This window comes from Paenibacillus sp. GSMTC-2017 (assembly GCF_016019935.1).
Taxonomy (GTDB): Bacteria; Bacillota; Bacilli; order Paenibacillales; family Paenibacillaceae; genus Pristimantibacillus.
Map to the genome: position 1 here is coordinate 639,342 of NZ_JAECMT010000002.1, position 21,440 is coordinate 660,781.

Consider the following 21,440-nt stretch of genomic DNA (forward strand, 5'->3'; position numbering starts at 1 on the left):
TTACGAAATTGTTGATCCGTGTATATTACTAAGCACCACTTTTACCGGTAATACACACTTGCTTTTCATTTGTATAATTTTTAAATGTTGTTATTCCACCAACCATAAATCTCAACATCGTATTATTTGTGTTTGCATTTCTAAGTTCGGCGATTGTGGCATTGTTAAATACCATAAAATTTCCATTCATCGTGAACTTTTCCATACCAGCTACTCTGATTTCAAAATTTTTGTAAGCTACTATATCGTTGCCAACTGAGAAGTTAATTGGAGTGTTTTCAAAAAGAATATCAGCTCCAGCAATTAAAGAACCACCTACCTGTAAGTTCTTAACAACGTTTTGGAAGGTCATATTACTTTTAGTAATAAAGTCCTGCCCAATAGATAGCGTACCGATCGAGTTAACTACTTTCATTTCTCCTTTAATTAATAATGATTTGTTTATAATCATTTTTTCAATTGTACTTGCCTGTGTAGCATTCATGTTTCCTCCGATTATAAGATCACCTTCAACTTGAAGTTCAAATGCTGTAGATGGCATATCTAGATTTCCACCTATAACAAGATCGCCTTTAACGACGAGGATGTTGACTGGCCCTACTTTTCCAATGTTAGCACTCCCTCTTACATGTACATTACCTTCAAATATTAATTTTTCATTTTGCGTATATGTTGGGATAGCAGCATCGCTTTGAACGTTTTGAACTGTTAAATTTCCACCTATATTTGTATTCCCTTTAACGGTTGTAATCTTTGAAATATTTTCAGCAAATAATAGATTTCCAGCTGCTTCTATCCCACCAGTTAATGTTACATTTGAGCTTGTTCCTTTAATCGTTATATCTCCTGCATAAGCCCCAACAGGGCCTGAGCCATTAATTACTTTTTCAGTTGTTGCTGTTTTTTGGTTGTTAATTTTGGAAGCTGTTGCAAGTTTTTCGGATGTTTTTAATTCAAAAATCGTTGTTAAATAATGATCAGCATAACTCCCGAAACTAGTTTTGAACTTCGTAGGATTATAGCTGTGATCCACCTGTATATTACCCGGGTGCGGACATGTTTCGTAATATTTGTCATATGCGACATTGTTCTGAATAACAGGTCTGAAGCCTGTTAATGGAGGAGCTGTTGGCACTGGTGTTGGCGATGGAGTCGGCGTTACTACTACTGATGATGAAGTTGGTGTTGGTGTCGGTGTCGGAACATCAGGTATAACCGGCAATTCATCTAGTGGAAATTTCAACACACTTACACGCTTTTGATTGTCAACTCCACTTTCTGATTTAAAAATAACTGTTAAACCTCTGTTTGCCTTTTCTTCTAAGCTGACAACTACATTATCGAATTCTTGCATATTATCAATAGCTTTTATGATCTCTTGTATATCTTTTTTTGAATATTTTTCAGAGTAAGTTTTCGTTTCATCCTGTAAATTTTCATATAGTCGGCCAAAAACAGTATAAGCGGAGTGGGCTTGTGTGAATGCTTGCTCAGAGTTTCCCCCCGTTCTAGCTTGAAGTAATCCGTTATTCGCTTGCAAAGCAAGCGGAGCAATTATAAATGCAAGAATTACTATAAAACCGAACACGAGCATTAGGGTGCCACCCTTTTCAGATCGCAAATATTTACGCATTGCCATCCCTCCCAAGTTCCTATATTCTATTAGTAAACCTATAGGTTTACTATAAATTTATTGGAGGTTCATGATGAACAACCAAAAAGGATTATCGTTAATTGAGGTGCTAGGTTCTATCGTTTTATTAGGAGTAGCTATTCTTTCTATTACGTTTGTTTTACAGCAATCCACTGTACATACGAAAGACAATCAAAAACAAGATCAATCCGTTCAAATAACTAGAACAGTTATGGAAGAAATCAAGCACAACTTACGTACTTCTTATACTGCTTCAATCTATGAACAAGTAGTAAACTTCAAATTAGCTACGAATAAGATTCAATATCCTAAAGTTAATCCGGAATATAACATTACGATTGATTTATCTGTCCCTACACTGAATACAGTAACTATTCCAAAAAAGAGTGGCGATCTTAAATACGATTTAAAAAACATTTTTAAGCATGTAAAAGTAACGTGCACTAACTCGATAACTGGCAAACAATTTGTATTAGAAGCTTTTGTAGAATATAAATACATATAACTGAGGGGTGTCCTTATGTGGTCGATTCGTAATGAAAAAGGATTAACCCTTGTTGAAGTAACCGGTGTACTTGTACTGACACTTATTATTATTAGCTCACTTATTTATTTGCTTAACCAAACGCACGCAGGAGTTAGCGATGTAAAGTCAAAAGAACAAATAATGGGACAATCACGCACCATTACGAACCATATCGTGTCCACAGTTCGCAAAGGGTTCGTAATGGCTGATGGCGACTATATAGACCTTCTGCCTCTCACTGGGACAGGTGGACAATTTGTTAAATACCACTTTGATAACATCAACAATACTATCGAAGTCGAACATCGTATTGCTAACGAAGCCGATATTGTTCCAACTACCTCAACGAAATATATTTTATCGAATCAAGTAGACTCTATACGCTTTAAAGCGCTTAATGGTGAGATGGAGATATCGCTAACGATGTTAATGCCAAACAATTCAACTTATACAACTTCTACGACTGTCAAATCGATTATACGGAAATAAAGATTTTGCTAGCTTAATAGCCCTATGTACCACTCCACCAAGCCATCTCCCCACCAATAGGCACATAAAGCACCGATTGCGATGTAAGGACCAAACGGAATCGTTGTACCACTTGTGCGTTTGCCTGCGACGATCAGTGCTATTCCGCCAACCAAACCAATTACACTGGATAGAAACAAACTTAGCAAAGTCAGCTTCGTCCCGAGTATGAGTCCGATAAACAAATATAACTTAATATCTCCCCCACCCATTGCTTCCTTCTTCACTAACCAACCAGCGAGTAGTCCAATTGCTAATAAAGCTCCACTCCCCGCAAATGCAGCAATCAAATAATCCCATATCGGCAAGGGATGAATGAAGAGCCGTATGATGACGGCTCCCCCAATCCCCCAAGCAACTACTACATTTGGAATAATCATATCTGTCAAATCTGTTTGTACGATGATGACTAAAATTGATATCAAGAACAATGAAGCAATTAATTCTGGCTGCATACCAACATGGTAGGCAGAGTAAGCGAACAATAGAGCAGTGATTGGTTCTGCGATTGCGTAACGCCACCAAGTGCGGTTGCCGCAGGTGGAACATCTATTTTTCTTACTTAAAATCGCTAGCATCGGAATTATCGATCCGCGATGTCGATGCGAGCCAGCGCTTTGTACACAATAGGAAGGGGGGTAATAGGTTAGTAATCTAGTATCCCATCTACTCGCCACAGCGTTTAGTACACCTCCAAGCAATAATCCAGTCATAAAAAACGCGAGGAGATATAAAATCGTCATGTTTTCACTTCCTCATGATAAAGATGAATAAATAATTATTAAGCAATTAGTTGTATAGACCATGCACCACCACTTAAAGTAGCCTTAAATTGTGTTTTTTTATTCGCAACAGTATTCCATGTTGGGGTAATATTAAGATAACCTTTGTTTACAAGTTCTGTAGTAATGGACAAAGCAGCTGTATCTGCAATTATATCCTCATCTACCAAATACCGAAGTGCTGCTTCTTTGATTAGTGCTTCAGTTGCAATATCAGCCTTCGCTTTCGATTTAGTAATCGTTCCCCCAATCGCCGGAATCGCGATTGCCGCAATAATTCCTACAATAACTAAAACCGCCAAAAGCTCAATCAATGTCAAACCTTTTTCATTTCTTTTTAGTGCTGTCAACATATACATTTCTCCTCTCAATTTGAAAAGCTTATCTATTTGGTAATGCAGTGAAACCGTTATAGGTAACCTTCCATCATCTTAAATGTTGGCATCATAACTGCCATGACAATTACACCAACAACACCAGTTAGTAGCAATATCATCAGCGGTTCTATTAACACTTTTAATCGATCTGCCATCTGGTCGACGTCAGCTTCGTAGAAGTCAGCGACCTTCTCAAGCATCTCTTCGATAGCTCCTGATCGTTCGCCAATCGCCATCATCTGAACGACCATCGGCGGGAACAATTTAGACTCTTTGAACGTTTCCGCCATTGAGTTACCGCTCATAACCTGATCTTTTACATCATTGATGACTTTACTTATCGCTGCATTATTAACGACGTTCGCTACGATAGACAAACCTTGCATTAGCGGAATAGCTGCAACAAGCAAAGAACTGAACGTACGCGAAAATCTCGCAACAGCTTGTTTATGCCAAAGCGTTCCGAACACAGGAAGCTTAAGCAGGAAGTAATCGGTACGTTGTCGCCCCTCTTCAGTACGTCTAATCAACTTCCAAATCAAAGTTGGAACGAACATCGACAAAATAACGATGTACCAATAACTTTGCGTAAATTCACTCACCGCCATTACGATCCTTGTTGGCAGTGGAAGTTCCATTCCCATCCCTTCAAAACTTGTTGCATATTGCGGGATAACGAACAGCATCATGAAGATGACGACAAACACCATCATAATGAGCATGATGGCAGGATAGATCATTGCAGACTTGACCTTCTCCCTCGTATTTCTTTCCTTTTCGAAAAAAATAGCTAATCGCTCCAACATAATATCGAGATTACCCGCAACCTCACCAGCATGTACCATCGATACAAATACTGGGCTAAATACAGTTGGGTAAGACGCAACTGCATCTGAGAGTTGCTGACCGCCTCGCATCTTCTCTGCGATCTCATCCAGCAACTTAGCGAGCGTCTTGCTTGCCGTTTGATCTCTAAGAATTTGTATGGCTTCGACGATACTGACACCTGCACGATACATCGTTGCGAGCTGCCTGCAAAATATGGTGAACTGGTCCGTCTTTACTTTCGGTCCACCAAGAGAAATTTCTTTATACAACGTTGTTTCACTGGCGTCGATAATATCTGTAACCCATAAGCCCTTTTCGCTTATAACTTCTCTAGCTTTTTGAATGGAGACTGCTTCAAGCATGCCAACTGACTTTTTCCCTGCCGATGTGACAGCCTTATACCGATACTTTGGCATCCTTACTCCACCTCCATGTTTCTGTGTTCAATTGCTATACTCATCACTCGCCCAATCCAGGTAACGTTTCACGCGCGGCTTCAAGTGAGATTAGTCGTTTCTGAATAAGATCTCGAAGTGAATTTTCCATCGTCAACATCCCAATCGACCGATTGGTCTGCATAACTGAACGTACTTGATACACCTTTTCGGAACGAATCAAGTTCGATACAGCAGGACTATTAATTAATATCTCAAATGCAGCTACACGACCTCTGCGATCTACCCGTGGAACGAGTCTTTGAGACATAATACCTAACAATACAGAAGCGAGCTGTATTCTTATTTGTGCCTGCATATTTGATGGGAATACATCAATAATGCGATCAATCGTTTGTGGAGCATCCGTTGTATGTAATGTCCCTAATACAAGATGTCCTGTTTCAGCTGCAGTGATGGCCGTACTAATCGTATCAAGATCACGTAGTTCCCCAACCAATATGACGTCTGGATCTTGTCTAAGTGCAGCTCGGAGGCCTGATGAAAAGGATGCCGTGTCTAAACCTACCTCACGTTGATTGACCATTGATTTCTTATGGTCGTGAATAAACTCGATCGGATCTTCAAGTGTAATGACGTGAGCATTATCCGTCCGATTGAGATGATCAATCATCGAAGCAAGTGTTGTTGACTTCCCACTTCCAGTAGGACCCGTTACAAGTACTAATCCTTGTGGTTTACTGATCCAATCTCTTGCAATAAGCGGCAATTGTAATTGCTCCATAGTAGGTATTACACTCGGCACTATTCGAATAGCTAGTCCAACACTTCCACGCTGTTTATAAGCATTAACCCTAAATCGCGATAACTTCGGAATTCCATAAGAGAAATCAACTTCACCCTGTTCCATCAAACTGTCATACTGCAAATCTGTCATTAGTTCCTTAGCCAAATTATGAGTATGCTGAGGATTGAGCAAAGCTGAATTCAACGGAATCAAGCTACCATGTATTCGAAGTAAAACGGGAGAGTTTACTGTAATATGAATGTCTGATGCTCCCATGTCATATGCAATTTGAAGGATTTCAGCTACACTCATCGTCCTATTTTCAATCTCTTTTCCTATCAATGTTGGTCATCCCCTTGCCCAAGAACACGGAATACTTCGGAGAGTGTCGTAAAACCCGAAATGGCTTTATTTATTGCATCGTGCATGATAGGAATCATTCCTTGTTTCATAGCATGTGCATCGTATTCATGATCAGATGCTTTCGCCATTACTAAAGATCTCAGTTTTGAATCAAGGTTCAATACTTCATGAACAGCAATTCTTCCTTTGTAGCCTGTCCGACCACAATTTGCACAGCCGGTTCCACGGTGCAGTCGTTCTGCTCCAAATCCATTAGATTTTAGAATAGTGACCTCTTCATCATTAGGCTCATACGAGCTGGAACATTCTGTACATATTCGTCTTAAGAGACGCTGTGCGATAATGCAATTTACCGACGAAGAAATAAGAAATGGCTCTACTCCCATATCAATAAGTCGGCTAATAGAGCTTACTGCACTGTTCGTATGTAATGTACTTAGAACTAGATGGCCTGTCATTGCTGCTCTGACTGCAATTTCTGCGGTCTCAGAGTCTCGAATTTCCCCTAGCATAATAATGTTCGGATCTTGTCTCAAAATAGAGCGAAGCCCTCTAGCAAATGTTAATCCTGAATTCACATTCACTTGAACTTGATTAACACCTTCCAATTGAAACTCGACGGGATCTTCTACTGTTATAATGTTGACGTCATCACGATTCAAATGTGCTAGAGCAGAATAAAGAGTAGTTGACTTCCCGCTTCCCGTTGGACCTGTAATTAGAACAACACCATGAGCACTCTCAATACAGCTTCGGAATACTCGTTCATTTCGTTCAGAGAAAGCTAACTTCTTAATATCCGCAAGTGAATGTCCCAAATCCAATATACGAATAACGACCTTCTCACCATGAATTGTAGGCAGTGTCGCCACCCGAATATCAATTTTCCGTCGATCAACTTCAAGCTCAACCCTGCCATCTTGCGGTAGCCTTCGCTCAGCCACATTCATATTCGCCATAATCTTAATGCGAGCAGCCATAATAGCGTGCATGCCAGGAGGGAGCGTTCGCTCTGTACGTATAACGCCATCCACCCGATATCGAACACGGAAACCACTGTCTTGTGGGTCGAGATGAATATCACTTGCTCCAAGTTGTACAGCCTGTGTAATAATACCGTTTACCGTCTTGACGACCGGAGAGTCTTCATCCTTGATCGCTGTATCTTCGTCTAAATCTCGTAGCTGTAGATTTTGAGTAATTTGTTCAATTGTGTCTTGTAGGCCGTAGTAACGATTAATAGCATTCACAAGCTCATTTTTGGATGCAATGACGGGTTCAATCCGCAATCCAGTCGCGATACGAATCTCATCAATTGCGAAATAGTCAAGTGGGTCCGCCATCGCGAGCACTAGCTTATTACCTTCGATCCGAAGTGGAATAACACAATGCTGGTCAGCTAGTTTCTGAGAAATAAGTGCTACTATCTTAGGGTCAATCTTATATCGATATAATTGCACATGTGGTATGCCAAGTTGAAATTCCAGCGCCTCAATAAATTGTTGCTGTGTAATAAACTCCATCGTAATGAGCGTATCACCGAGCCTCATCTTCGTATTGCGTTGCTTCTCCAGAGCTAACTTCAATTGCTCTTCCGTTATAACGCCGGACTCTAGCAACAAATCTCCGATTCTCTTGCGGGCAGCCGACATCTTCATCACCAACCAATAGGTATTTTAACCTAACAATAAGCCAAAATAGAATAAGTTTACTACTAATTTTAAACAATATCAGCGCTCGGTGTCAATGACTATAGTCCTAAAAGTAGGTGGAACGGTCTATTATTCTAAATTATTTCGATAAACCTGCTCGGATATATAAAAGAATAGAAAAAAAGGCTTGAGAATAACTCCTCAAGCCTTCTTTTACCAAATATTTCACATGCCTCACTTCATTATTTTAGTTAAGGATGTTTTGAAGATTTTTTATATCAACTACGATATGGATCCTAATATAGAAGATTGCATCTTCTGCAAGCTCAAAGATTTCTTCTGCATCTTTAGGAACTTGAAGTGCGTGTTCCATAAATGTTCATACCGGTACAAAAATCCAAATATTACGCTCCTAGCTATTAACTGAAGCAATAAGCTCGGCTTCCACTTTCGTCCGCATCATTCAATTAATTTTACCAAGTGACAACTAGACATACAGTCAAAAACACGGCAATGTACTTGTTTAACTTCCCTTTGTACATCATTCATAACCTCCATTCAAATTTTCCTCTCCGCCCGCTCCTAACCAGACTCCTGTCGAACTAGACCTATTTGAACCGATATTAATCGGCCAAAAGTCACTTTTCAATCGACATTAATCATTTAGATTAGACATATTTCATCTTGTGACCAACATACCACTACTCTTTGAACAAACACTTAACATAAATGACTAGGATTTAGGACCTACAAATTGGGCGAGATTTTGCATAAATAAAAATGGAAATATGGTATACTAACGCTATGGAACAGTGGAAAAAAAATCTAATCGTTTTGTGGTTTGGGCAGTTTCTTGTGATGGCTGGAATGACAATGATCATTCCTTTTCTGACGCTTTATTTACAATTTGAACTCGGGCTTTCTGATCCCCATGAGATTGGAGTATGGGCAGGCGTTATTTTTGCTGGGAACTTCGTTACCGCTTTTATATTTCAACCGATATGGGGTAAGTTATCTGATCGATATGGTCGTAAAATGATGCTTCTCCGTTCCGGATTCGGCATGGCGATCGTAATGGTGCTGATGGGGTTTGCTACTAGTCCGTGGCATCTCCTTTTTCTACGAATGTTGAACGGAACGATCTCGGGCTTCAATCCAGCTTCGATTGCACTCATTTCTGCAACGACGCCAAAGGAACGAATGGGGTTTGCGATGGGCTCTATACAATCAGGGGCTATGGCAGGCACAATATTGGGGCCTTTTATGGGAGGTTTGCTTGCAGATGCGGTCGGTTTTAGGCCGATTTTCTATATTACAGGGGCACTATTATTTATCGCCTCATTGCTTGCTTTGTTTGTTGTGAAGGAATCGTTTGATCTTGCCAAAGCTGCGTCTCGCGTACAAACGTCCGTTATTGCAGGCTTTAAACGGATTAGTCGCATTCCACAGTTGATGGCTCTATTTGGCGTAACTTTTCTTATTCAATTCGCGAGTATGAGTCCGATGACTTTATTGCCACTTTATGTACAAGAGCTCCATGGAAGTGTACTTAATATCGCTTTCCTTGCTGGTTTTGTCGGCTCGGCAGCTGGCTTATCGAATATGATTGCTTCACCATTGCTCGGCAAGCTAAGTGATCGAATCGGAGCTGAGCGAGTGCTTGCCGTATCATTGGTTGGCGCCGCATTAGCTTTTATTCCACAAGCATTAGCTGAATCTGTATGGCAACTTTTTTGGGCTCGTTTCGGACTAGGGTTATTTTTAGGTGGACTCATCCCAGCTGTTAATGCGTTGATTCGTACTTACACGCCTGATGGTATGGAAAGCCGAGCATATAGCTTTAATACAAGCACATTAAGTTTAGGTAATATGATTGGACCTATTACGGGGGGAGCATTATCTGGCTACATCGGCATCCAAGGTTTATTTCTCGTTTCGGGTGCCTTGATGCTGCTGAACGGACTTTGGGTATGGCAAACACTGCTGAGGCACAAGTGAAACCTTCCGTTTGAGCCTTGTTTCTTCCTGGGTCGCTCGGTTTCGCTCTGCAAAGGTGGTTTTGACCCTTACAGTTGCAAAAGTCACATAAAATCGAGCTTTACTAAAGAACACTTATCTACAATTGAAAGAAGGACCTCCGAACGCAGTCAAAATGACCTGCTCGTAGGGTCCTTCTTTCTTTCTTCTTTCTTCTTTCTTCTTTCTTCTTTCTTCTTTCTTCTTTCTTCTTTCTTCTTTCTTCTTTCTTCTTTTTTTCTTTCTTCTTTCTTCTATCCCTTCACCCTTGCAATAGCTAGTCCATCGTAACCTGGCAAAATCGTACTTTCCAAACGTTCATCTGTCGCTATCTTTTCATTAAATGAACGAACTGCTTTTACTGCTGGGCCTTGTTTCGCCTCATCTGTTGTTCTTCCACGCAATAATATATTATCACCTACGATAATAGCTCCCGGTTCAGCAAGCTCTATCGCATATTCTAGATATACAGGATATCCTTCCTTATCTGCATCAATAAAGAAGAAATCAAATTTACGTCCTTCCTCTTTCAGTTTTGCCAAACTTTCTTTAGCATCACCTATTAAGTAGTCTACTTTATCGCCGAGACCCGCCTCTACCATATGTTTTTTCGCCACTTCTGCATACGCTGGCAATAACTCCAGTGAAACAAGCGAGCCACCTTCATTCAAACCGCGCGCAAGACATATGCCGCTATAACCTCCAAGTGCTCCTATCTCAAGAAGCTTATTCGCTTTTGCTAACCGAACAAGCATCGTAAGTAATCTTCCATAACCGTCAGCAACAGAGATGCTTGGCATTCCGTTGCTTGCAATTCCTTCTTTTACACGTTCAAGTTCGCTGTCTGCTTCATATAAAGAATCTACGTATTGTTCTTCAACTGACATTTTCTTCGTTCTCTCCTCAGTACCTATTTGTAAATGTGTATCTATTTCGCCTATACTTAATTGTATGTTTTTATTAGGTACGTTACAAGAAACACCATAGGCTTCTTTTATTACTAATGGAAATGAGTGTGCAAGATGAAACAACTGCAATTGATTGCTACTTCCCCAATGGGGCTTGAGGCTGTAGTAGCACGTGAGCTAAAGGAGCTTGGCTATCACGATTTGCGAGTGGAGAACGGACGAGTTAACTTCACTGGCGGACCCGCTGATATTTGCCGCACCAACCTTTGGATGCGTACAGCAGGCCGTATATTAATTAATATGGGTCAATTTAAAGCTACAACCTTTGAAGAATTATTCGAAGGGACAAAAGCGCTCGATTGGCCGGAATGGATTCCAGAGGACGGAGAGTTCCCAGTAAACGGACGTTCCCACAAATCCCAGCTCTCCAGCGTTCCAGCATGTCAAAAGATCGTCAAAAAAGCTGTTGTTGAAAAAATGAAAGACCGTTACGGTACAGAATGGTTCCAAGAGGACGGCGGTAAGTACGTTATCGAAGTATCTATCTTAAACGATGAAGCTCTTCTTACATTAGATACATCTGGTGCCGGCTTGCATAAGCGCGGATATCGCCTTGCGTCTACTGAAGCTCCAATCCGTGAATCGATGGCGGCAGCTCTTATCCAATTAAGCCGCTGGCGTCCCGAACGTCCTTTCTACGATCCGTTCTGCGGCTCAGGAACGTTCCTTGTTGAAGCTGCAATGATCGGTTGGAACATCGCTCCGGGAATTCGTAGAAATTTCAACAGCGAAGGCTGGGGCAACGTTCCTGAAGCACTGTGGAACGAAGCGCGCGAAGAAGCTTACGATTCCGTTAAAGACGATATTCCACTTCAAATCGCGGGATCTGATATTGATCCACACTCCATAGATATTGCAGAAGCTGCAATTAGACGTGCTGGATTCGCTAAAGACATTAAACTTAGTGTCCTGCCCGTTTCCAAAGTTAAACCTCAAGGAGATTACGGTGTAATCATTACGAATCCACCATATGGTGAACGACTAGGTGATGAGATTGAAGCTGAAGCGGCGATTAGACAATTTGGTCTTACAACGCTTCATTACCCAACATGGTCTGTATTTGCTATTACACCTTCATTAAAGGTTGAACATTATATGGGACGTCCAGCGGATAAAAAGCGGAAGCTGTTTAATGGTCGTATTCAATGTGAGTACTACCAATTTTTCGGCCCGCTTCCTCCGAGAGAGAAACGGAATGACTAAACAGTACCAATCCGCTAGTGGTAACGTGCGGGAAAAGCAAGGAAGACTACGCAGTGGGACGAGCCATATTCTTATGTGGCTCGACCGTCTAGTCGTTGTCGACCTCTTGCTGTTTGCAGCAGCAATGGTTTGGAAGCTTTATTTTTTCTCAAAACTATTGTCAGTGCTTTATATGGATATGAACAAAACGGATGCCATCGTCGAGACGGGAGCCGTTTTTTTAGTATCGTTCTGGACGTTGCTGCTCCCGACTCGTGGACGGATTTTGTCGTTAATCGGCTTAAATATGGGGCTCTCCACCCTGCTCTTTGCTGATGTCATCTACTATCGTTACTTTCAGGATCTAATTTCAGTGCCTGTTTTACTTCAATTAAACCAATTGGAATCGCTTGGTGGTAGCATTTCCAGTTTACTGAAGCTGAGCGACTTTTGGCTGTTTGTTGATGCTGTCGTACTCCTCCCTTTTGCCATCTATATCCTTTGGAGGGGTCGTTCAGATCTTAAAAATAAGCCGGCATCAACCTCAAGTAATCACATCACACGAAAACTGATCATCCGTATAGGAACAAGTGCGACCATTCTGTCGCTAGGAGCTTCAATGTTCTTTGTCAATGTTAATCACGCCACTGACACGTGGGCGAAAGGTCTTTTTGAGAGAAATTGGTGGAATTTAGCTATCTATAACGTCTCTGGAGGTCTTGGTTATCACGGATATGATGTGTATCGGTATGCAAAGGTGAATTGGTTTGGAGCTCAAACTGTTACAGCCAATCAGATTACTGAAACAGAACTGTGGATGAGTGAACGAGGCCAGACGAGAGGAGCACTCGAAAACGATCCCCTGTTTGGGGCCTATGCTGGTAGCAACGTTTTAATGGTGCAAGTAGAATCGCTGCAAAACTTTATGATCGGCAAGTCAATTGGAGGGCAAGAAATTACTCCCGTACTGAACGAGTTTATGAAGGAAAGTGCTTATTTCTCACGTTTTTATCATCAAACCGCCCAAGGCCGCACATCCGATGCTGATTTCGCTGCGAACTGCTCTCTTCAACCGATGAAGAGTGGCTCCGTGTTTATTCAATACCCCACCCATGACTTTCAGTGCATGCCCGAGAAATTGAAAGAGGCTGGTTATTCGACAACTGTTTTTCATCCTTATCAGGGTGGCTTCTGGAATCGAAACGTCATGTATAGCAATATGGACTATGACCACTTTTATAGTATAAATCATTTCAAATTGGAGGAACGAGTTGGCTGGACAGTTGGTGACAAATCGTTTTATCAACAGTCGATGGATGTCATCACAAAACAAACAAAACCTTTTTATTCGTTTTTGATTACGTTGGCAAGCCATCACCCGTACAAAATGCCTGTTGCCGAGCAGAAATTAGATGTTGAAGAATTAGAAGGTACGATGATGGGTAATTATTTGCAGAGCATTCATTATGCAGATGCTGCTATTGGTGTACTGATCCAGCGTATGAAAGCGGAGGGATTGTGGGATAACACCATACTTGTTGTATATGGAGATCATGACAGCGCAATACAAGAGTGGGAGCATTACGATCGCTATATGGAGAACACCTCAAGTGAGCTGGAGAGAGAGCAGATTACTAAGCAGGTTCCACTATTCATTCATCTACCAGATGGCGCAAAAGCAGGCAATTATGCGTCTGTGAGCGGACAGCTAGACATTATGCCAACTCTAATGCATTTATTAGGTTTGTCTGCGACAGATCCAAACTGGCTAGGTTCACCCCTGCTAACAGAGAAAGTCGAAGAAACTAGACTTGTCATTCAGCGTAATGGCTCTTGGACTGATGGGAAGCATTACTTTATTCCTTCTGCGGATGGGTTACCCGCAAATGGTAAGTGTTTTGCTGTCAATACAGGCGAGCATCTTGATACGGATGTATGTCTCCCGATGACAGAATTGGCCGATATGGAGCTTATGATGTCTGATCGAGTTGTGATGGGTGACCTACTTCGCTCCTTTAAGAACAATGGAGCTATTGAAGCGAGCGAAGGGCTGTTTCAAAAATGAAACAGCCCTTTTCTATATTGGAATGCTGCTACGAGAACGAATAAGCACATTTATACGCTAAGAACATTTTAAAATCTCGCCTTTACGAGAGAATAAGTACATTTATACGCTAAATATCTGAGAATATTGCTCGACACGGTAACACTAAATGTATATTTGCGCTTAAATACAGATGGAATCGTTTCTATTTATTTTCTAATATTGATTACTATCATCGACTTCACTTAACCTGCTTCTTCTTCGCTATTTCTGCTCTAAATTGCTTAAATAACTCCTTACTCAACCCAGTAATACGATCTTCATCTTCCTGTAGATCCAAACTTTCAACGCTAAAAAACATCTGATCACCCTTATCGTTCTCATCAGTACCGAACGCATCTGTATTATATTTAAGCGTGGCTATTTGTTCATCGTTCAATTCAATATGATTAGGCACAACGGGTGATACGTAAAAATCAATTTCCTCATTATATCCGAGTATTAACATATATCTTTTACTGAAATCAGGTTTCACATAATGAGGGAATTTTACGTTTGATACCAACGAGTGAAGCTATCCCTATCTTATTTTTATTGCTGAGCTTAATCATTGGTTTTAAGTCAGCCTCCCTTATTCATCCTCACCCATTCCAACACATCATCAATCGTTTCAACCGCTACAACATTAAGACCTGGTGCTGCTTCAACTGCCGCTTCTGCTCCTTCGACAGGGACAAAAAACACATCTGCTTCTGTCCGACTCACAGCGTAAGCTTTCTGTGGGATTCCACCTACCATGCCAATTGTGCCATCCGATTCAATAGTCCCTGTTCCTGCAATATGTAGTCCCCCCGTAATGCCGCCTGGTGTCAATTGATCGATAAAAGCTAACGTTAGCATAGCACCATGGGATGGGCCGCCTAGGTGAGCAATATAATCGTTAAATACAACTTCACGTGGAGTATCTAGCTTCACTTCCGTCTGAACAGATACACCAAAAGCAGCACGTTTGGCATCTTGCTCGGATAGCTTCGTCTCTATATCGACGCTGACTACCTCACTACCTCGCCTTACTTCCACTGTTACATGTTGTCCAGGTTTAACCGCTTCCTCCATGTATGCAATCATTTCTCCAACTTCGTTTACTGGTTTGCCGTTCAATTCATCAATAATATCGCCAGCATGCAGCTTGCCTTCTGCAGGACTATCCTTCATTATTGCAACGACCAGTACCCCATCTGCAACTGCACCTTTCCCGATGCCAACTTTCTCCAGAGCGATAGCTGTTGCTACACGGTTAGCGTCCGTCTTCAACGCGATGACTTGCGCATACGTTTCTGAAATTGATGGTTCATCCTCTTGCATACGTTCAAACTGATAGAGCGGAAACAGTTGCCCAAATAATCGATCCGCCAGCACCGCAGGCCGATCAAATACAAGAACACCGTTTATCGTCCCGCCCGAAGCACCTCCGGTTACATGTGCATAACGATTTAAGTTGAGCGTCATACCCGGGTAGGTCACATTGTAACCCGTTGGAAAGAGGAGCAAGGCAAGTAAAACAACCATTCCAACGATCATTCTACCGCTCTTCCAAGGAAAACCTGAACGCTCCTTTGCTTCAGAACTAAGTAAGTCTACAAAGATCAACAGAACTGTTGCCACAGTAAAAATGAGCAACAGTATCATCGATTTCGGTGCGAACCATATCACTTTAATAATGAGACAACTACATACTGCAATACCAGCTCTCACAGCCTTAATGACTAGCGACGATTTTTCATTGACCAATAATATCGACGCTCCTATTGCCCAGCAGAGCGGAAACAGCGCTAACCCGTAATAAAGCCAATCGATTATCTCAATCCACTGTATACCCCCGCTTGTCGTTAATGGAGCGGGTAACCATATCACTTCAGCCCCGATAAGACTGCAAATTGCACCCAACAATCCTATATAATATAAAGTCTTACTACGATTTTTGCGTTTGTTCAAACGAAAGCCTCCTAAACTAAATCATCAATCACGAACAGACCAGCATGCAAAAAAGACAAGAGCCGTGCACGATAACGCCTCACGTTCTCTTGTCTATAGATTTCAGTACTACTTCTCTAAATCAATTAAACTCGTGCGAGCAAAACCTTAATATTTACTTTGCAAATAATGCCGTTGCTCTTCTCCAATGCCGCGGTCTCTTGCTTCGCCTTGCTCGATTTCTATTATGCGTTGCAACCACTGGGAAGGCGACTGCCCCAAATGATGGGCGCGATCAATCAATTCTGCATAATGGCCACTTTGTTCGTAGCCGCCTAATCTTCGAATGACAGTAATATAGTCTACAACAAGCTCTCTAGCAGCGCTTGGTGTATAGCCATATTGTCCAGTCAGCGCTTCAGCTATTCCGCGCTCATACAGACTTAGTCTCACTTGCGTCTGAGGCGTCCCCATATATCCACCTTCCTCCCGCATAAATATGATATCCAACTAATGCAAGATGCGATTCCCAACGTTCCGAAGCAAACACAACTTGATTACCAAGCTTAAGAGCATCTAACTTTCTGCCCTTTTGCGATCGTACAATCTGATCATAAAACCATTCGTCATTTTTGTTTAATTGTAACCCTTTATGCACGATTTTTCCAGTGTCATTGTCAGCCATTGGGCCAATAATTATATCTGGATGAGAGTCACACGGGTCAATTCCCTTTGTTGATGCTTTGCGATGGTTGTATACAAAGGAAGCCCAAGCTGGCGAATCCGACAAAAATAATAGTGGCTCCACATTAGGAGGAAGACTTGTAAGTTCTACGACAAGCACACATGGCTTGCCTCCGTCCCACGCTTCCTTTGCTGTCTTATGCGCCCATCTTCTCGCTTGTGCAATCGATATCGTCGTATAGAAACCTTCACCGAAGTCTTTGCCTGGTCTCCAATAGTTGGAGTGGAGCAGTTGCCTGCTAAAAGAGTCTATATTGTTACTCGTTGTTCCATGATACAGTAATTGCGGTGTCGTAATATCCATCCGTTGCCCCTTCCCATTCAATCGAAATATAAAATTGAAACAGTCAAAAAAGACAAAAAACCCAACACACTATTTCGTTGTTGGGTTTCATCGCAGGCTTACTATTCACTTCTATTAGTATAAGTATTATTTCTTTAAATAAACCATAGCCTTCTCAATTGCCTCATCTTCAGTAGCGCCTTTTATATAACGCCCGTTAATAAAAACAAAGGCATAGCGGGCACAAGGCCCGCAATAGGATTTGCAGCCTACTTTGATGTCGGCGTCAGGTGCTAGCTTCGTTATCTTTGCAACTGTCGTCTTCATCTGCATATGCTTGCACTTTTCGCAAACACGTATATCATTGATAGCCATCTGTTATCGTCCCATCCCGCTTCGCCTAAGCGCGATGCTTAATGATCTCCGTGATTGCCCTTGGATGGATTCGTAATTGCAAATCCTTCTTCTGGGACGTAGAAATAGTCAACACGGATTCCATCTAGAAACGCATTGTCTTTCTCCAATATCACATCGATTTCTTTGTCAGTCGTTACAATTACATCGTTATCCGTAGGCTCGTCGATTCCCATACCATAATGAGCGTGATCGCCATGTGAATGAGTTACAAACACTCTAAGCAATTTACCTTCGTTTTCGGGTTTATCTAGCTCGAGCTTTATCATCTTCGCCGCATTGCGGGAAATTTTACAATTCATTTCTTTCCAACTCCTTCACATTCTACACAGTAATAAACATCATTATTTTATATTATACTTCTTCGCCATCCTCTGGGCAAACCATTCTGAAATAATCATCGTTACAGCAATATCATCAACCGGTATAAACGGAAGGAAATCCGGCATAATCCAATAGAGCAACACTGGTATAGCGAACAACAGCTTGTCCCGCAGAAGAACATCACGAGATTTTAATACCCGAAATATAAGAGCAAAAGTATTTTTCCAGTGCCGTAATGACAGCAGCTTTCCCATGTCGTTAACCACCTTTGCTATAGCTTTCTTTATTCCCCAGTATAACACAATCGCTAATTCCTCTTATACTGGCCTGTGGTCTGGTCGAGTATCCTAAAAAATCGCTTCGGCCTATAGCCGAAGCGATTCCAGTAGCAATGAACGTACTTCTACATAAATTTCTTCAAAGTTGCTCATTGGCAACGGATTTTCACCATACCCTGCTTCAACGGTAAACCCTGGACGACCAAAGCGGTAAATAAACCAATCCTTATATCCTGCATCACTTCCACTTAACTTAACCGGCTTATATCCGCTTGCTGCACCTAACCGTTTTGCTAGCATCTCTGCATTTGCTGGTTCACGGTCGCGATAATTCCAATAAATTTCTCGACCTTGTGTATGTAGCGCGATAACAGAATGAAACGATATCTTTTCTGTCAATTCCGCTAATGAAGCCGCTTCTGGCTCACTTAAAGGATAAGGCCCTGGGTAATCGCGTGGAGCTGGTCCAATAACACCTCTACGCTTGCACTCTTCTTCCCAGTATGCAGGAAACTGATCATTCAAATCGACACCACGAATATTAGCTTTCCAGCCGCTAAAATCCGTTAACCCACCATTCCATTCCAGTAGCCTCTCATACAGTGGATGCGAAGGATGGACTCCTCTTTGAGCAAGTTCTACACCATCCGGATTCACCATAGGAACTGCCCATAATGTCGTCTCATTGCAAAGTTCCTGAACGATCTGTCCACCTAATCGATTGCCATGTGCATAAGCTCCAGATAAATCGGTTATAAATCGCATAAGCAATGCGGAAGTTAACCATTCATTAGCATGAAATGATGCATTCACATGCACTAATCGTGGACCACAACCACAACGAAGTGCGATAATCGGTTTCCCCATCACACTATGACCAATTTGATAAGATCTAATTGACGGATTATTGGCCGTTAATCGCTCGCACTGTTCCATCATTATGTCATAACTGTACTGTTCGCTCAATGTCAATTGTCTCCCCCATTACGATCGAATGCGCTCTTATCATCATATGCGGGTTACATTTTGTCCTATAAGTAATTGTAAACAGTAAAAAAACCGCCTCTAATTAGAGACGGCATTGTCAATCAACCCTAACTTATATTAGGAACCTGCCAGACGACAGGAGTTAAATCAATTTGTTCACCTAACCATTGCTGAGCAATCATCTTGAACATTAACGGATCACCACTGCAGAAAAATTGATGCACAGGCACTTGATCATTTCTTGCAAGCTTACGTTTGTCTTGCAAAATTGTACTAATCTCACGTGCTGTCTCATCTGCTGAACTGATTAGATTGACCTCGCTGCCCATTACCTCGGATATCGTCTCTGCTAGAAACGGATAATGCGTACAACCTAAAATCAAACAATCAATGGGATAACTCCGCATATGTGAGATTGAATCTCGAACGACATCGTACGTTTCTATAGAACGGAAATTGCCCCTTTCTACTAAAGGAACAAACTGAGGGCAAGATTCGCTAACGACCTGAACATGCGGTGACAATTCCCGCAGCGCTTGCTCGTACGCACCACTTTTTATCGTACCTACTGTACCGATTACTCCGACACAGCCTGTCACCGTCTTGCCAATAGCTGCACGCGCGCCAGGATTAATAACCCCTACAACGGGAACTGCTACTCTAGAGCGTATGTCGTTCAGCGCCACCGCAGTAGCGGTATTGCAAGCAATTACAATCATTTTAGGTTGAAATTGAATTAAGTAATCAACGATTTCTCTAGTAAATTGAACAACTTCTTGAGATGTTCTCGGACCATACGGGGTACGCGCCGTATCTCCGAAATAAATAATTTTTTCACGCGGCAGTTGACGCATTACTTCTTTCACTACCGTAAGGCCGCCTACGCCGGAATCAAATATTGCAATCGGTTGCTGCACAGACACACCGCTTTCTTCAACAAGATGAAATGATTCCTAGTCAGAGACACAATAGCATATGATTTATGCTTAGAAAACGTACCTACATCTTATCGCATATTTGGACAAGGATCAAGAATAGACCCATCGACACAACAAAGAGCCGAGCGCTGCAATCTTAGCGCTGGCTCTCTCGTCGTTCGTTTTGCATATCTTTATACCTGATCCTTCTCTTCAATTTCCGTTTCCACTTCGTCAGTCGATTCGATTGTATTTAAAGCGAGTTCATCATCCGTTGTTGCGACTACGTCCACGTTAGTTTCAGATTCATCCACCGTGCTCAATTCCGTTGCTATTTCCGATTCCGATGCTGTGTCCAATACCACTTCTGTGCCTAACTCAGCCGCAGCCTCTGCCGCCACTCCCGTGGCTGAACCAGAAATTATCGCGAAGTTCCCAATCGATTCGTCGTTTGTGACTGTTTTTTTGGTGCCTTTGACACTGTTAACCACATTACCTGCAGCTTGCTTCGTTAAATCAACAAGATGGATCGCTTGGTCACCAATCCCTTTGGCGATGCGTCCTGTTTGCTCACCAACGCGGCCTGCTGCTTTAACCGTACTATCTCCAACTTTCCTAGCTCCCGTTGAAATATCTTGACGCAGTTCCTTACCCGGCTTTGGAGCCAACAATAGCGCTGTTAAAGATCCGATTACCCCTCCAGCTAACGCACCCAGCAAAAATCCTTTTGTCCCTTTACGTGTTGACATATTAGTATCGCTCCTTTTGTTCTTAAAGTACCTTTCGTCTTAGCTCTTTGATTCAGAGTTCGCCGAGAACACCCTTTTAATACGAGTCAGAATTATCCTTACGGCGAGCTTGCCATAGCTGCCATGCAGTTAAGCCCAGTTCCGCCCATTGTACAGCTTCAGCAATATGACGCTTTTCTGCGATACCTTCCACATGTTTTACTGCCGAAGCTGACAATGTTGAAGTAACACGTTCTACAGCTGATGTCGTATGCTGAATAGTACCACCAACCTGACGTACAGCCTGAACAAGCCCTTCTGTACTCTCCAGTCCTCGCTGTAACGCTCGAACAGCTTCATGAGTCGTTTGCAGTACTGATTCTATTTCCGTCGATAAAAGATGCATATCGGCTTGAATCGCTTCTGCAGATGACTGCACACGAGATAAGCGGATTAATAAGGATCGAATTGCAAAGAGTACTCCCGCAACTAATAAAATAAACGCTCCTGCTGCTGCTACTGCGCTCCACTCTGCCACTACAGCAACCTCCTCTCTTCCTCGAGCATCTATGGCGACTCTTGCGCCCCAGACTAGACGAATGCCCATTAACGTAATGACAGTATAGTCAGCATGGGCTTGACTTGACACAATACTTGGAGACAAAAAAAAGAAGCCCGCTTCTATTCGC

Annotated in this window: 24 protein-coding genes; 5 read left to right on the forward strand and 19 right to left on the reverse strand. The window is 42.0% G+C overall.

The annotated features are described in order from the left end of the window. Window positions 1-28: 28 nt before the first annotated feature. On the reverse strand, window positions 29-1,633 hold the full coding sequence (locus I6N90_RS10445) for a hypothetical protein (RefSeq protein WP_197935448.1): 1,605 nt from the start codon (window positions 1,631-1,633) through the stop codon (window positions 29-31). Window positions 1,634-1,703: 70 nt separating this feature from the next. On the opposite strand from I6N90_RS10445, the gene I6N90_RS10450 reads away from it, so the two are divergent. Then, window positions 1,704-2,159, forward strand: coding sequence for a type IV pilus modification PilV family protein (locus I6N90_RS10450; protein WP_232242846.1), 456 nt, complete (start codon window positions 1,704-1,706; stop codon window positions 2,157-2,159). Window positions 2,160-2,174: 15 nt separating this feature from the next. Next, on the forward strand, window positions 2,175-2,669 hold the full coding sequence (locus I6N90_RS10455) for a hypothetical protein (RefSeq protein WP_197935450.1): 495 nt from the start codon (window positions 2,175-2,177) through the stop codon (window positions 2,667-2,669). Between the two features lie 8 nt (window positions 2,670-2,677). On the opposite strand, the gene I6N90_RS10460 is transcribed toward I6N90_RS10455, so the two are convergent. The 6 genes from I6N90_RS10460 to I6N90_RS25065 form a co-directional block, all read right to left on the reverse strand. Beyond that, window positions 2,678-3,451, reverse strand: coding sequence for a prepilin peptidase (locus I6N90_RS10460; protein WP_197935451.1), 774 nt, complete (start codon window positions 3,449-3,451; stop codon window positions 2,678-2,680). A gap of 38 nt (window positions 3,452-3,489) precedes the next feature. Further along, complete coding sequence (locus tag I6N90_RS10465; RefSeq protein WP_197935452.1) at window positions 3,490-3,843, reverse strand: prepilin-type N-terminal cleavage/methylation domain-containing protein; 354 nt, start codon at window positions 3,841-3,843, stop codon at window positions 3,490-3,492. Between the two features lie 56 nt (window positions 3,844-3,899). Beyond that, on the reverse strand, window positions 3,900-5,111 hold the full coding sequence (locus tag I6N90_RS10470; protein WP_197935453.1) for a type II secretion system F family protein: 1,212 nt from the start codon (window positions 5,109-5,111) through the stop codon (window positions 3,900-3,902). A gap of 43 nt (window positions 5,112-5,154) precedes the next feature. After that, entirely contained in the window at window positions 5,155-6,189 is a 1,035-nt protein-coding gene (locus tag I6N90_RS10475; RefSeq protein WP_197935863.1) for a type IV pilus twitching motility protein PilT, read from the reverse strand. Between the two features lie 26 nt (window positions 6,190-6,215). After that, complete coding sequence (locus I6N90_RS10480; RefSeq protein WP_197935864.1) at window positions 6,216-7,892, reverse strand: ATPase, T2SS/T4P/T4SS family; 1,677 nt, start codon at window positions 7,890-7,892, stop codon at window positions 6,216-6,218. Between the two features lie 247 nt (window positions 7,893-8,139). Beyond that, the gene (locus tag I6N90_RS25065; RefSeq protein WP_269669481.1) at window positions 8,140-8,265 is read right to left on the reverse strand and encodes a hypothetical protein; all 126 of its coding nucleotides are present in this window, start codon (window positions 8,263-8,265) and stop codon (window positions 8,140-8,142) included. A 431-nt stretch (window positions 8,266-8,696) separates the two neighbouring features. Between I6N90_RS25065 and I6N90_RS10485 the strand changes: the two genes are divergently transcribed. Beyond that, a complete protein-coding gene (locus I6N90_RS10485) occupies window positions 8,697-9,890 on the forward strand; it encodes an MFS transporter (protein WP_197935865.1) in 1,194 nt (397 codons plus the stop codon). Window positions 9,891-10,162: 272 nt separating this feature from the next. Here the strand turns inward: I6N90_RS10485 and I6N90_RS10490 are convergent, their stop codons facing one another. Further along, window positions 10,163-10,795 carry an O-methyltransferase gene (locus I6N90_RS10490; protein WP_197935454.1) on the reverse strand — a complete coding sequence of 211 codons (633 nt, stop codon included), beginning with the start codon at window positions 10,793-10,795 and terminating at the stop codon, window positions 10,163-10,165. A gap of 135 nt (window positions 10,796-10,930) precedes the next feature. Between I6N90_RS10490 and I6N90_RS10495 the strand changes: the two genes are divergently transcribed. Both I6N90_RS10495 and I6N90_RS10500 read left to right on the forward strand, forming a co-directional pair. Beyond that, entirely contained in the window at window positions 10,931-12,079 is a 1,149-nt protein-coding gene (locus tag I6N90_RS10495; RefSeq protein ID WP_197935455.1) for a THUMP domain-containing class I SAM-dependent RNA methyltransferase, read from the forward strand. After that, entirely contained in the window at window positions 12,072-14,123 is a 2,052-nt protein-coding gene (locus I6N90_RS10500; RefSeq protein ID WP_197935456.1) for an LTA synthase family protein, read from the forward strand. The genes I6N90_RS10495 and I6N90_RS10500 overlap by 8 nt, the downstream gene beginning before the upstream one ends. 220 nt (window positions 14,124-14,343) lie before the next feature. Here the strand turns inward: I6N90_RS10500 and I6N90_RS10505 are convergent, their stop codons facing one another. The 11 genes from I6N90_RS10505 to I6N90_RS10555 form a co-directional block, all read right to left on the reverse strand. Next, a complete protein-coding gene (locus tag I6N90_RS10505) occupies window positions 14,344-14,637 on the reverse strand; it encodes a hypothetical protein (RefSeq protein ID WP_232242847.1) in 294 nt (97 codons plus the stop codon). Window positions 14,638-14,723: 86 nt separating this feature from the next. Then, entirely contained in the window at window positions 14,724-16,097 is a 1,374-nt protein-coding gene (locus tag I6N90_RS10510) for a PDZ domain-containing protein (protein ID WP_197935458.1), read from the reverse strand. Between the two features lie 147 nt (window positions 16,098-16,244). Beyond that, on the reverse strand, window positions 16,245-16,550 hold the full coding sequence (locus tag I6N90_RS10515; protein ID WP_197935459.1) for a hypothetical protein: 306 nt from the start codon (window positions 16,548-16,550) through the stop codon (window positions 16,245-16,247). Further along, entirely contained in the window at window positions 16,510-17,124 is a 615-nt protein-coding gene (locus I6N90_RS10520; RefSeq protein WP_197935460.1) for a DUF3990 domain-containing protein, read from the reverse strand. The genes I6N90_RS10515 and I6N90_RS10520 overlap by 41 nt, the downstream gene beginning before the upstream one ends. 126 nt (window positions 17,125-17,250) lie before the next feature. Then, window positions 17,251-17,478, reverse strand: coding sequence for a DUF1450 domain-containing protein (locus I6N90_RS10525; RefSeq protein WP_197935461.1), 228 nt, complete (start codon window positions 17,476-17,478; stop codon window positions 17,251-17,253). Window positions 17,479-17,516: 38 nt separating this feature from the next. Then, entirely contained in the window at window positions 17,517-17,819 is a 303-nt protein-coding gene (locus tag I6N90_RS10530; RefSeq protein WP_197935462.1) for an iron-sulfur cluster assembly accessory protein, read from the reverse strand. A gap of 42 nt (window positions 17,820-17,861) precedes the next feature. Beyond that, window positions 17,862-18,095, reverse strand: coding sequence for a hypothetical protein (locus tag I6N90_RS10535; RefSeq protein WP_197935463.1), 234 nt, complete (start codon window positions 18,093-18,095; stop codon window positions 17,862-17,864). Between the two features lie 111 nt (window positions 18,096-18,206). Next, window positions 18,207-19,085, reverse strand: coding sequence for a M14 family metallopeptidase (locus I6N90_RS10540; protein ID WP_232242848.1), 879 nt, complete (start codon window positions 19,083-19,085; stop codon window positions 18,207-18,209). 128 nt (window positions 19,086-19,213) lie between these two features. After that, window positions 19,214-20,029 (reverse strand): glutamate racemase, encoded by an 816-nt coding sequence (gene racE, locus I6N90_RS10545; RefSeq protein WP_197935464.1) that lies wholly within the window; start codon window positions 20,027-20,029, stop codon window positions 19,214-19,216. 188 nt (window positions 20,030-20,217) lie between these two features. Continuing rightward, window positions 20,218-20,772: a YtxH domain-containing protein gene (locus tag I6N90_RS10550; RefSeq protein WP_197935465.1), complete on the reverse strand. Its 555-nt coding sequence runs from the start codon at window positions 20,770-20,772 to the stop codon at window positions 20,218-20,220. Between the two features lie 76 nt (window positions 20,773-20,848). Next, entirely contained in the window at window positions 20,849-21,400 is a 552-nt protein-coding gene (locus I6N90_RS10555) for a DUF948 domain-containing protein (RefSeq protein WP_197935466.1), read from the reverse strand. Window positions 21,401-21,440 lie beyond the last annotated feature (40 nt).